Origin of the sequence: Ruegeria sp. R8_1 (assembly GCF_017743815.1) — a bacterium.
GTDB lineage: Bacteria > Pseudomonadota > Alphaproteobacteria > Rhodobacterales > Rhodobacteraceae > Ruegeria > Ruegeria lacuscaerulensis_A.
Map to the genome: position 1 here is coordinate 1 of NZ_JAGHRL010000008.1, position 11,180 is coordinate 11,180.

An 11,180-nucleotide genomic window follows, 5' to 3' on the forward strand; every position below is an offset into this window, starting at 1 on the left:
AGTTCCGCGCCGACGCCCTGATGGGCCTGAAGGTGAACCCAATGAACATGATCGGCGACCTCCATGGCAGCAAAGACTACCGCGCACATCTGGTCAGCGTCATGACCAAACGCGCCGTCCAAGCCTGTAGCTAAACCAAATGTCAGCCCTGAAAAAAACAGGGCTGACTTTAGGATCGACGAAGTCGCGGGAGTTTGGACGGTTGCCAATACGCGCCGGTATCTTCGCGCGCTTTTTGGTAGCGCTCGACTCGTTTGCGCGCATCTTCGCCACCGGTTTCAAATAGATGCCCCAAAAGGCAATCCAGAACCGCCGTAGCACCCGCGAAGTTGGAAAAATGATGCTGAGATCGGGTGCTGACCTGAAAAACAACGTCAGGTTCGATGCCTGGGGCGATCACGTCGCTTTCGGAAATCAAAATGACTTTCAGTCCTCTTTGTGTTGCAAAGCGCATCGCCGCGATTGTTTCGGCGGAATAGGGATGAAACGTGATGGCGATCAGGCAGTCCCGATCATTCGAGTCCAACAGGTCATCGATGACGGACCCCGAATGTCGCGGAGCAAGCTGTATGCCAGGATGCGCCATGCGACCCGCGTATGAAAAATAGTAGGCTAGGGCATGGCTTGCTCGTGTTGCTGTCACAAAACATCTGTTTGATTCGGTGATGTAGTGAATGGCTTTCGAAACCTTCGCAGGCTGCATAAGCCTCAGAGAGCGGGTTACGACATTCAACGAATTGTGTGCGAACTTCACTTGTGCCCGATCCAGTTCACTTCCGGACTCTGTGGTGTCCAGCCACTCTTGGCCCAGCTGGGATTCTTGGTCGGTGACCAGAGTTTTGCGGAAGGGTGTGCGGAACGCTTCAAAGCCGTCATACCCCATGCGCTGAGCCAACCGAACCAAGACGTTCGGGCTGACACCGATATTATTGGCTGTAACCCTAATAGAGTCCAACGCGAAGTCGCCGGGGTGATCGATAATATACTTAGCCGCCGCCTGAAGGCCCGGTGGCATTGATGAGATGTCGTCTCGCAGCTTGTGCGTAATTCGGGTCGGTGTATCTGGCATAGTGTAAAAAAACATTTGTTATGAAAATTGTAAATTAAAAACGTGTTCGCACACAGCTAGAGTGAACCCAAGCAATCAAGGCCGCATCGATGAAGCACACAGCCCGTCCTTACGTTTTGGTCGCGCCAAATGGCGCGCGCCGCACGTCGCAAGACCACTCAGAACTTCCTGTTGGGATCGACGATATAGTGTCGACGGCAAAGGCGTGTTTTTCTGTCGGAGCGCACGGTCTCCATCTACATGTGCGTGACGAACAAGGAGCGCATTCGTTGGATCCGGGGCGATATCTCGAAGCGATAACCGAGTTGCGGCGCGCCGTTCCCGGCATGGATATCCAGATCACGACCGAGGCCGCCGGTATTTACGATGTTGCCGAGCAGTTGGACTGTCTTACCAAGGTTCGACCTGCATGGGTCTCAATCTCGGTGCGCGAAATCGCTCGATCACCGGAATTGGCTGCAAAAGTGTACGCAGTGTGTGCGGATATGGAAGCGCGCGTGCAGCATATCCTTTATGATGCTGAAGATGCAGCTCTGCTGTCCTATTGGCAGGCCAACGGAACAGTCAAATCGGCTCAGACAGACCGACTTCTGGTACTGGGACGGTATACGCAGGGGCAAGAATCCACGCTCGAAGATCTGGATCGGTTTCCCTTGGGAGTGTCACCCTGGATGGTCTGCGCATTCGGGAAACAGGAACACGCTTGTTTGCGTCTGGCGGCCTCGCTCGGGGGAGACGTACGGGTCGGGTTTGAAAACAGTTTGTACAGGCCAGACGGAACGGTTTGGGCGGACAATGCGGCGTCCGTATCGACTCTGGTTACATCACTTAAGAAAGGTTCGTTATGAGCAACATATTTCCGAGACACACGAAGTCGAAACTGCCGGTCGCTGTCGCAGGTGACGGGGCGTATTTGATCGATAGTCAGGGACGTCGATACCTGGATTGCGGAGATGCAGCCGTGTCGTGTCTGGGGCATTCAAACCAGTCGGTCATCAAGGCCGTTCAGGATCAGGTTGAGAAAATTGCTTTTGCTCATACGGGGTTCATGACCTCGGAGCCGGCGGAAGCATTGGCCGAGATGTTGATACAAAGTGCGCCGGGAAATCTGGACCGCGTCTATTTTGTATCCGGAGGATCCGAAGCGACGGAAGCTGCGATCAAGTTGGCCCGACAGTATTTCATTGAGGTTGGTCAGCCGGATCGACGTCATGTAATTGCGCGGCGTCAAAGTTACCACGGGAATACGTTGGGCGCGCTGTCTGCTGGCGGCAATGCCTGGCGTAGGGCGCAGTTTGCGCCCATGCTGATAGAGATGACGCATATCGCACCATGTTACGAATATGCTGAAAAACCTGACGGAGAGAGCAGCTTTGACTACGGCCAGCGCGTCGCCAACGAGTTGGAAGATGAAATTTTGCGCCTGGGTCCGGACAGCGTTATGGCCTTTATGGCTGAACCCGTTGTCGGGGCAACTCTGGGTGCTGTCCCTGCTGTTGACGGCTATTTCAGCCGAATCCGTGAAATCTGCGACAAATACGGTGTGCTTTTGATCTTGGACGAAGTGATGTGCGGAATGGGGCGAACGGGTCACTTGTTCGCTTGCGATCACGACGGAGTTGTTCCTGACATATTGTGTATCGCGAAAGGCCTAGGGGCTGGCTATCAACCGATAGGCGCGATGCTTTGTACAGATGGAATTTACAGCGCGATCCGGGACGGGACGGGGTTCTTTCAGCACGGCCACACCTATGTTGGCCACCCCGTCGCAACGGCGGCAGCTTTGGCCGTTCTCCAGGAGCTAACCTCACGCAATCTGCCCGCCCGAGCCGGAGAGATGGGTCAAAAGCTCCAGCGTGCACTAGAAGACGCTTTTGGTCAGCATCCCAATGTCGGGGATATTCGAGGCCGGGGCTTGTTCCGGGGGATCGAGCTGGTCGCTGATCAGGGCAGCAAGCGTCCATTTGACCCGGCGAATGGACTGGCTGGAAAGATCAAACAGGCCGCATTTGCCGAGGGTCTGATCTGCTACCCTATGGCTGGTACTCGCGATGGACGTGTGGGGGACCACATTCTTCTGGCGCCGCCCTTTGTCATTGAAGACACACAAATCGAGGAATTAACCTGGAAGCTGGGCAAAGCGATTTCGACCGTGCTATAACACCCTTGTGAACTGACTTTTCTTTTTAACTCAATAAAGTATTAGTCAAATTTTTTTATTGGGGCGAGTGTAATGGTTAACGATATTTGGGTGAGTTTTCGAAGTCTTCCAACATGGGTTCAGATTTGGGTTCTCGTAGTTTTAATCCCGGTTAACCTTGCACCTTTGGCTTTTATGGATCAACCACACGGTGAGTTAATCGCCGTCTTGGCAGTAACCGGTATGGCTCTGAATATTCCGATCATGCTAGCTGCCCGAGGGATGAGCAAGGCGATGGCTTTACCGCACCTGTTGTGCTGGGGGCCTTTGGTGATTGTCATTGCGATGGTGTTGTCCGCAGATTCGGCGCTTTCGCCTGAATACGCCGGTTTCCTGACGTTGCTTCTTATCATTGATACGATATCGCTGGGCTTTGACCTGCACGATTCATTCCACTGGGTAAAAGCCAGATCGCAAAACAAAAGCCCCCTTTAAAAAAGGAGGCTTCTTCAGGGTTCACACGGTCCTAATTACTTCTGAGGAAGCGGCCCGATCATCATGATCATCTGACGACCTTCCATCTTGGGCATGTTTTCGACCTTGCCCAGTTCCTTGATGTCCTCGGCGACACGTTCCAGCAATTCGCGCCCCAGGTTCTGGTGCGCCATCTCACGGCCACGGAACCGCAGAGTGACTTTGACCTTGTCGCCTTTTTCCAGAAACTTGAAAACGTTCTTCATTTTGACGTCATAGTCATGCGTGTCGGTGTTGGGGCGGAATTTGACCTCTTTCACCTCGATGACTTTTTGTTTTTTGCGCGCCTCGGCTTCGCGTTTTTGCGTCTCGTACTTAAACTTGCCAAAATCCATGATCTTGCAGACCGGCGGGTTCGCATTAGGCGAAATCTCGACCAGGTCAAGGCCCGCATCTGCGGCAAGTTGCATGGCTTTGGCGGGATGAACCACCCCGACGTTATCGCCGTCAGCGCCAATCAGGCGGATTTCGGGGGCACGGATTTTTTCATTGACGCGCGGGCCGGTATCTCTCTGAGGCGGCGCGTTGTGAGGTCTGCGAGCTATGGGTTCATTCCTTTGATGATTGCAGAAATTCGAGCCCGAAATTTAGACCGCCCGGCGCGCTGATTCAAGCGTGATCCGCGCCGAAAAGGCCGAATTTCTTAGGTATCACAGCAGCTTTATGCGCCGACCACAGTCATTCCTGTGCCCGGCGCGGTCAGTTTAGCCCACAAAGGCTTTTTCGATCACGAATTCCTTGGGCTCGGAATTTGCGCCTTCGCGCAGGCCGAACTCCTCCAGAATCTCTTTGATATCCAGATTGAAAGCCAGCGACCCGCAGACCATGCCGCGATCGGTTTCCGGCTTAATGCCACCTTCGATGCCCAGATCAGCAAAGACAGTGCCGTCTTTCAGCAGGTCGGTGATGCGGCCCATCTTGGGGCTCTCTTCCCGAGTGGTGGTCGGGTAATAGCGGATCTTGTCGGCGAAACCTTCGCCCATCAACTCGGCCAGCATCTCGTCCTGACGGATGTTTTCGATCAGTTGGCGACCATATTCCAGCTCGGCCACTTCGCGGCAGGTATGGGTGATGATGACCTCATCGTAATCCTCATAGGTCTGCGGCTCGCGCAACAGCGAGGCGAAGGGGGCAAAGCCGGTGCCAGTGGCAAAGAACCACAGACGTTTGCCCGGAAGCAGAGCGTCATGGACCAGCGTACCAACGGGCTTGGGCCGCAGGATGATTTGGTCGCCGGGTTTGATGTGCTGCAGCTTCGACGTCAGCGGGCCGTCCTGCACCTTGATCGAATAGAACTCAAGTTCTTCGTCCCAGGACGGCGATGCAATGGAATATGCGCGCAGCAAAGGTTTCCCATTGTCGCCCAGCAAGCCGATCATCACAAACTCGCCCGAGCGGAAACGCAGCGAGGCAGGGCGCGAAACCTTGAAGGAAAACAGGCTGTCGGTCCAATGTTTGACGTCGGTTACGGTCTGCGCGTCCGGCAGAACGGGGGCCTTTACGGCGGTTGCTTCGGTCACGGGCTTCATCTCTGTCATCGTTTCACTGCCGGTTGGGTAAACCGACATCTCCGTTTAATCTTTGATCCAAGTCAGGAAAAGGGGGCAGTTGCCCCAACGTCGAACTGACTGACGTAAAGTTCAGTTATCCCCGCAGGCGGGATTGATAATTGTTGTCCTGCCAGTTGGCGCGGGCCAGCCATTGATCTTCGGGCTGACGATGCGCCAAAGCCTGGTCGATCTCGACTTCGTCGAAGCCGCTGCGACGGGCCATCGCAAACTGATCGGCCAACACATGGCCGCGCGCGCGCAAACGCCCGGTATAGCCTTTCAGGCGCAGGACGCGGGCAATGGTGAAACCACGCCCATCGGCCGAGGACGGAAAGTCCACGCGCACCATTCTGGCGCTGCCGAGGCGGTCATACAGTTCATCCGGGTCGGTGTCCGAAGCCACATCCAGCGCAACCACGTCATTGGCGGCGTCTTCCAGTGTGACAAACCCATCGGTCCAGTCGTCGGGGGCAAAGCCCTCATCGGTTACGATTACGTTCATGTTGTTTCTCCGGCGCGCACCATCTTGCCATCGACAAAATGGATGCCGCATTCTTCCTTGTTCTGGTCGCGCCAGCGTCCGGCGCGGGGGTCTTCGCCTTCTTTGACCGGCGAGGTGCAGGGCGCACAACCGATCGAGGGATATCCTTTGGCCACCAGCGGATGCCGGGGCAGGTTGTTTTCTTCCATATAGGCGCGCACGTCCTCGGGCGCCCAATGGGCCAGCGGGTTGACCTTGATCCGACCGGTGCCGTCCTCGACCTCAAAGAAGTCAAGCGCGGCGCGGGTGCCGGATTGGAACCGCTTGCGCCCTGTGATCCAGCCACAATAGCCCGTCAGGGCCTTTTGCAGCGGGAAGGTCTTGCGCAGGTTGCAACACGCATCCGTATCGCGCAGGCGCAACGCACCATAGGGATCTTCGCGCTGCACATCCTCGTCCTCGGCGCGGATGATTTGCACGTTCTTCAGCCCCAGACGTTCGCTGACCTCCTGCTGGTATTCCAGCGTTTCGGTAAACAGCATCTGGGTGTCCACAAACAACACCGGGGTCATCTTGTCGATCACCGCCGCCATGTGCAGCAAGACAACCGACTCGGCCCCGAAGCTGGACACCAGGGCAAGGTCTTCAATCTGTTCGATGGCACCATGCATCACGTCATGCGCGCTGTGGTGCCGGAACCGGGCGTTCAGCGCCTCGACCTTTTCGGTCAGCTCGCTGCGGTCTTTGCCCAGTTCCGTCTGGATCAGATCAAGCGGCATTCGCCTGAGCCTCGGGGTACAGAGCTGCCTTGAACGGAGCCATGCCGACACGACGATAGGTCTGCAGGAACTCTTCTTCGGGGCTGTCGCGCTGTTCCAGATAGGTGTTCACGATCCGCTCGACCGCCGGCACGATCTCATCATAGGCAAAGCCCGGACCGGTGCGGTCGCCGATGGCTGCCGTCTCAGAGCCGTCACCGCCCAGAGTGATCTGGTAGTTCTCGACGCCTGCGCGATCCAGACCCAGAATGCCGATATGGCCCACGTGGTGATGCCCACAAGCGTTGATGCAGCCCGAGATCTTGATCTTCAGGTGGCCGATATCATGCTCGAGCTTCAGATCGTCGAACCGGGTCGCGATTTCTTGCGCAACCGGGATCGAGCGTGCTGTGGCCAGCGCGCAGTAATCCATGCCGGGGCAGGCGATGATGTCGCTGATCAGGCCGATATTGGCGGTCGCCAGTTCGTATTCCTTCAGTTTGGCGTGAATCGCGGGCAGGTCCGATTTGTGGACATGCGGCAGGATCACGTTCTGCTCGTGGCTGATGCGCAGCTCGTCATAAGCGAACTCTTCGGCCAGATCGGCCATCACGCGCATCTGTTCTGCGGTTGCATCACCCGGCGTTGCGCCGTGTTTCTTGATCGAGATCGTGACAATCGCGTGGTCCGCGTCCTTATGCGGCGCGATGTTGGTGTCGACCCACGAACGGAACACCGGATCGTTGGTGTATGCACTTTCAAACGACGCGACCGAGCCCTGACGGAAATCAGGCGCGGCAAAGTGGCCCTTGATCTCGTCCAACAGGGCCATGTCGGCACCTTTGAACTGCGGGCGAACCTGCAGGAAGCGCTCGTTGACCTTGGCGCGGATGGTGTCGATGCCGTTTTCATGAACGGTGATCTTGATGCGCGCTTTGTATTTGTTGTCCCGGCGGCCGATCTGGTTCCAGACGGACACAGTGGCTTCCAGATAGGCCAGCAGATCGTCAAAGGCGACGAAGTCGGACAGTTCTTTGCCGATCATCGGCGTGCGGCCCAGACCGCCACCCACGATCACGCGGGCACCCAGAACGCCGTCACGTTCAACCAGTTGCAGGCCGATATCGTGTGCCTTGATCACGGCGCGGTCGTTTTCGCTGCCGGTGATGGCGATCTTGAACTTACGCGGCATGAACTGGAATTCCGGGTGGTCGGTGGACCACTGGCGCAGCAGCTCGGCATAGGGGCGGGGATCGGCGATCTCATCCGCAGCGGCACCGGCGAAATGGTCCGCAGTCACGTTGCGGATGGTGTTGCCCGAGGTCTGGATGGCGTGCATGCCAACCTCGGCCAGCGCGTCCAGCATATCCGGCACGTCGTTCAGCTTGGGCCAGTTATACTGGATGTTCTGGCGGGTGGTGAAATGGCCATAGCCCTTGTCCCACTTCTCGGCCAGCAGGGCCAGTTGGCGCATCTGTGCGCTGGACAGCGTGCCATAGGGAATGGCGACGCGCAGCATATAAGCGTGCAGCTGCAGATACAGGCCGTTCATCAGGCGCAGGGGTTTGAACTCATCCTCGGTCAGCGAGCCGTCGATGCGACGCTCAACCTGAGCACGGAACTGCTTGTTACGTTCTGCCAAAAATGCTGTGTCGAACTCGGAGTAGCGATACATGATTAGCTGTCCTTAGTTGCAGCCCCGATACCTTGGGGCCTTTTTGGGGAGAGAGGGCCAGAGATCAGGCCCGGGGCTGCGTTGTGGTTTCCTGCTTGCCGTGGGCATAGTTGGACGGGCCGGTGCGGCGGAAGTCTTCACGGAAATGGGTGGGTTCGGGGCCGTTTTCACCAGCCACGGCATCGGCCAAATAGGCTCCGACAATCTTGTTTGCCTGACGCGCGGCATCCAGCAGACGGACCTGTGCGTGGGCTTCGTCGGTGATCAGCTCGGCTTCGGCCAGATCACGCGACCAGCGGTCATCCTCGGTCAGGTAGATCACGTCGCCTTCCAGCAAGTCATTTGCGGTGACGATTTTGGGGGTAAAAGCGCGGGCCATCAGGCGTGCTCCTTATTGAATTCGGTCAGGGCCTGGGCCGCGTGGCGCGGTTCAAGGCCGATAAATGTCAGGGTGGGGCCGTCCATTTCGGCGGCGGCCAGATCGGCGGGCAGACGATCCAGATTGGTGGCCAGAATGCACTGATCCGGGCGCGAGGCGTTCTCGACCAGCGTGACCGGCGTTTCCCGATCCGCGCCGTGCATGATCAGGCGGCCCTGAATGAAGCGCGCGGATTTCTTACCCATATAGATCGCGGCAACGGCACCCTTGCGGGCCAGTTCGGCCCAGTCGTGATCGGCAAAACCCTTCATGTCGTGGCCCGTCAAGAACCGGATCGAGGAATTTCGGCCACGCCGGGTCAGGCTTTGTCCGATCCCAGCAACAGCTGCGGACGCCGCAGTAATACCGGGGATGATGGTCCATGTGATGCCCGAGGCTTCTACGGCCTCGATCTCTTCGTCCAGACGCCCAAAAACGGTGGGGTCACCGGATTTCAACCGGACGACGTGCTGTCCGTTCAGCGCATGTTCCACCAATAGTGCGTCGATATCCTGCTGCTTCCACGAGGGGCCGAACCCGGCTTTGCCAACATCAACCAGAACGGCAGTCTTGCCGGCCAATTCCAGAACTTCGGCACTTATCAAGCGATCATGCAAAACCACATCCGCGCATTCAAATGCACGCAACGCCTTGAGCGTCAGCAATTCAGGATCGCCCGGACCCGCGCCGACAAAGTCGACATGTCCTGCTCCGTTATGTGAATGCGCGTTCTGCATGTTTGGTTCCGGTTCGTTTGACTTGACCTGCAATATAGGAAATATTCCCGGTATTGCGCCATATGGGTGCATAAATAAGAACAAATGTTCTTTCAACAGCGCGTTGGAGAACGTGAGTTTCGAAACAAAGGAAAAATTGGGATGTCGGTGCGAATTGACGACACAGATCGGAAAATTCTGGTTGAGCTGCAGCGCGATGCCAGCCAATCACTGGACGAAATTGCCGCGCGTGTTGGCAGTTCGAAGACCCCGGTCTGGAACCGAATCCGCAAGCTGAAGGGGGCCGGTGTGATCGGTCAACAGACCGTCTTGCTGGATGCCGAGGCACTGGGTTTTGAAGCGACGTTCTTCGTTCTTATACGCACGTCCGAACACGAAGCAGACTGGCAGCGCAAATTCCTTAAGGCCCTTCGCGACCGTCCCGAGGTGCAAGAGGCGCATCGTTTGGCGGGAGACATTGACTACATCCTCAAGGTTCGGGTCAAAAATGCGCGGGCTTACGACGAATTCTACCAAACGCTGATCTCGGAAGTGCGGGTTCACAATGTGACCGCACTGCTGTCCATGGAAGAGATCAAATCGACCACAATGCTGCCGCTGAACGCTCTGGTCGCAGAATAATCCGTCAGGTCGTGACCATCAGGCGGGTCAGCCCGTGAAAGTGGTACGTGTTGGAATAGCCCGGATCGCCCTCCACGCGCAGGGACGGGCAATGATCAAATAGGGTTTTGAGGGCGATGCGCATCTCGAGACGCGCCAGTGGCGCGCCCACACAGAAATGCAGCCCTGCGCCAAAGCTGGTATTTGTTACGACGTCTCGGCTGGGTAAGAACTGATTTGGGTCAGCCCAAACGGAAGGATCGCGGTTTGCAGCGCCAAGCAACAAGGCGACCTCATCGCCGCGTTTGAAGCCGTGGCCGAAAAGATCAACCTGTTCATAGGCGTAGCGTGTGAACATGTGTAAGGGCGGGTCATATCTGAGGATCTCTTCAACGGTGCCGTCAATCCGGTTCTCATCCAATACGTCTGGCCTCGTTCCAGTCTGAAGCAGCGTCTTCACACCATTTCCCAACGCATGAACCGTCGCCTCATGTCCGGCATTCAACAAAAGCACACAAGTCGCAATCAATTCGTCCCGCGATAGCTTTTCGCCGTCTTCCTCGGCTGCGATCAGCTTTGTGATCAGATCTGGACCCGGCTCGACGCGGCGCAGGTCGATATAGTTGCTTAGGAACTCAGTGAACTGCGCTGATGCCTGCGCCGCCCGGTCTTCGGTCTGGCGGGTTCGGTTTGCCTGGTACATCGCGACCATATCGTGGGACCATTGCAGAAGGTCAGGGGCCATATGCTCGGGTACGCCCAGCAACCGGCAAATGGTGATCACCGGTACCTGCGTGCAATATGTCTGCAGCAGATCGAACGGTTCGTCGGGAAATTCGTGGATAAGGTCGCGGCACAGTTGTTCGATGTCTGGGGTCATCGCGGCAATAGAGCGGGACGTAAACGCCCTAATGACCAGACTACGCAATCGCGTGTGGCGCGGAGGTTCCAGTTCGAGAAGAGAATGATCCTCGATCGCCTGCCAAGCTGCCAGATGATCGGGGCCGGGGGTTTGCAATTCGGTTGGCTTCTCGCGTCCAAATCGCCGATCTTTCAGTAGTGTCTGAACGGCTCTGTGCGATACTGCGGCAACCTTGTTGTAGTCTTCCCAGAAAAACAGGTCTCCGAACCTGCGCGCATGGTCATAAAAAGGATAGGGGTCCTGAACGAATGCGGGATCAACCGGCGACTGCGAGATTTTCTTCATGCCGCGCAGAC

The 11,180-nt window shown here is 56.7% G+C and carries 13 protein-coding genes and 1 pseudogene; 5 read left to right on the forward strand and 9 right to left on the reverse strand.

All coding sequences use genetic code 11. The features are described from left to right. Window positions 1-134, forward strand: a pseudogene (locus tag J7380_RS20415) (carbon monoxide dehydrogenase); the annotation flags it as partial. A 35-nt stretch (window positions 135-169) separates the two neighbouring features. On the opposite strand, the gene J7380_RS16865 reads toward J7380_RS20415, so the two are convergent. Beyond that, complete coding sequence (locus J7380_RS16865) at window positions 170-1,084, reverse strand: MurR/RpiR family transcriptional regulator (protein ID WP_348539122.1); 915 nt, start codon at window positions 1,082-1,084, stop codon at window positions 170-172. A gap of 74 nt (window positions 1,085-1,158) precedes the next feature. Here J7380_RS16865 and J7380_RS16870 point away from each other — a divergent pair, with 74 nt between their 5' ends. The 3 genes from J7380_RS16870 (at window position 1,159) to J7380_RS16880 (ending at window position 3,704) form a co-directional block, all read left to right on the forward strand. Further along, window positions 1,159-1,917: a 3-keto-5-aminohexanoate cleavage protein gene (locus J7380_RS16870; protein WP_209196895.1), complete on the forward strand. Its 759-nt coding sequence runs from the start codon at window positions 1,159-1,161 to the stop codon at window positions 1,915-1,917. Continuing rightward, entirely contained in the window at window positions 1,914-3,230 is a 1,317-nt protein-coding gene (locus J7380_RS16875) for an aspartate aminotransferase family protein (RefSeq protein WP_209196896.1), read from the forward strand. The genes J7380_RS16870 and J7380_RS16875 overlap by 4 nt, the downstream gene beginning before the upstream one ends. Before the next feature lie 72 nt (window positions 3,231-3,302). Beyond that, window positions 3,303-3,704: a hypothetical protein gene (locus J7380_RS16880; protein WP_170750977.1), complete on the forward strand. Its 402-nt coding sequence runs from the start codon at window positions 3,303-3,305 to the stop codon at window positions 3,702-3,704. Window positions 3,705-3,739: 35 nt separating this feature from the next. Here the strand turns inward: J7380_RS16880 and infC are convergent, their stop codons facing one another. The 7 genes from infC to cobA all read right to left on the reverse strand — a co-directional run bounded on the left by infC (window position 3,740) and on the right by cobA (window position 9,362). After that, window positions 3,740-4,288 (reverse strand): translation initiation factor IF-3, encoded by a 549-nt coding sequence (gene infC, locus J7380_RS16885; RefSeq protein WP_170354421.1) that lies wholly within the window; start codon window positions 4,286-4,288, stop codon window positions 3,740-3,742. 159 nt (window positions 4,289-4,447) lie between these two features. Further along, on the reverse strand, window positions 4,448-5,281 hold the full coding sequence (locus tag J7380_RS16890; RefSeq protein WP_170354002.1) for a ferredoxin--NADP reductase: 834 nt from the start codon (window positions 5,279-5,281) through the stop codon (window positions 4,448-4,450). A gap of 106 nt (window positions 5,282-5,387) precedes the next feature. Next, entirely contained in the window at window positions 5,388-5,795 is a 408-nt protein-coding gene (locus tag J7380_RS16895) for a DUF934 domain-containing protein (RefSeq protein ID WP_209196897.1), read from the reverse strand. Continuing rightward, a complete protein-coding gene (locus J7380_RS16900) occupies window positions 5,792-6,553 on the reverse strand; it encodes a phosphoadenylyl-sulfate reductase (protein ID WP_209196898.1) in 762 nt (253 codons plus the stop codon). Before J7380_RS16900 ends, J7380_RS16895 begins: the two co-directional genes overlap by 4 nt. Then, entirely contained in the window at window positions 6,543-8,207 is a 1,665-nt protein-coding gene (locus J7380_RS16905; protein ID WP_209196899.1) for a nitrite/sulfite reductase, read from the reverse strand. Before J7380_RS16905 ends, J7380_RS16900 begins: the two co-directional genes overlap by 11 nt. A gap of 64 nt (window positions 8,208-8,271) precedes the next feature. Next, window positions 8,272-8,586, reverse strand: a complete 315-nt coding sequence (locus J7380_RS16910) for a DUF2849 domain-containing protein (RefSeq protein WP_209196900.1) — start codon at window positions 8,584-8,586, stop codon at window positions 8,272-8,274. Beyond that, on the reverse strand, window positions 8,586-9,362 hold the full coding sequence (gene cobA / locus J7380_RS16915) for a uroporphyrinogen-III C-methyltransferase (protein WP_209196901.1): 777 nt from the start codon (window positions 9,360-9,362) through the stop codon (window positions 8,586-8,588). Before cobA ends, J7380_RS16910 begins: the two co-directional genes overlap by 1 nt. A 141-nt stretch (window positions 9,363-9,503) precedes the next feature. Here cobA and J7380_RS16920 point away from each other — a divergent pair, with 141 nt between their 5' ends. After that, window positions 9,504-9,983, forward strand: coding sequence for an Lrp/AsnC family transcriptional regulator (locus J7380_RS16920; protein WP_170354013.1), 480 nt, complete (start codon window positions 9,504-9,506; stop codon window positions 9,981-9,983). Window positions 9,984-9,987: 4 nt separating this feature from the next. Here the strand turns inward: J7380_RS16920 and J7380_RS16925 are convergent, their stop codons facing one another. Next, on the reverse strand, window positions 9,988-11,169 hold the full coding sequence (locus J7380_RS16925) for a cytochrome P450 (protein WP_209197285.1): 1,182 nt from the start codon (window positions 11,167-11,169) through the stop codon (window positions 9,988-9,990). Window positions 11,170-11,180 lie beyond the last annotated feature (11 nt).

Bases quoted from the DNA above. Each gene is read 5' to 3' on its own strand.
- J7380_RS16880 (WP_170750977.1), top strand. From the start codon at position 3,303: ATGGTTAACGATATTTGGGTGAGTTTTCGAAGTCTTCCAACATGGGTT.
- J7380_RS16920 (WP_170354013.1), top strand. From the start codon at position 9,504: ATGTCGGTGCGAATTGACGACACAGATCGGAAAATTCTGGTTGAGCTG.
- J7380_RS16895 (WP_209196897.1), bottom strand. From the start codon at position 5,795: ATGAACGTAATCGTAACCGATGAGGGCTTTGCCCCCGACGACTGGACC.
- J7380_RS16910 (WP_209196900.1), bottom strand. From the start codon at position 8,586: ATGGCCCGCGCTTTTACCCCCAAAATCGTCACCGCAAATGACTTGCTG.
- J7380_RS16875 (WP_209196896.1), top strand. From the start codon at position 1,914: ATGAGCAACATATTTCCGAGACACACGAAGTCGAAACTGCCGGTCGCT.
- J7380_RS16870 (WP_209196895.1), top strand. From the start codon at position 1,159: ATGAAGCACACAGCCCGTCCTTACGTTTTGGTCGCGCCAAATGGCGCG.
- J7380_RS16925 (WP_209197285.1), bottom strand. From the start codon at position 11,169: ATGAAGAAAATCTCGCAGTCGCCGGTTGATCCCGCATTCGTTCAGGAC.
- J7380_RS16865 (WP_348539122.1), bottom strand. From the start codon at position 1,084: ATGTTTTTTTACACTATGCCAGATACACCGACCCGAATTACGCACAAG.
- J7380_RS16890 (WP_170354002.1), bottom strand. From the start codon at position 5,281: ATGACAGAGATGAAGCCCGTGACCGAAGCAACCGCCGTAAAGGCCCCC.
- cobA (WP_209196901.1), bottom strand. From the start codon at position 9,362: ATGCAGAACGCGCATTCACATAACGGAGCAGGACATGTCGACTTTGTC.
- J7380_RS16905 (WP_209196899.1), bottom strand. From the start codon at position 8,207: ATGTATCGCTACTCCGAGTTCGACACAGCATTTTTGGCAGAACGTAAC.
- J7380_RS16900 (WP_209196898.1), bottom strand. From the start codon at position 6,553: ATGCCGCTTGATCTGATCCAGACGGAACTGGGCAAAGACCGCAGCGAG.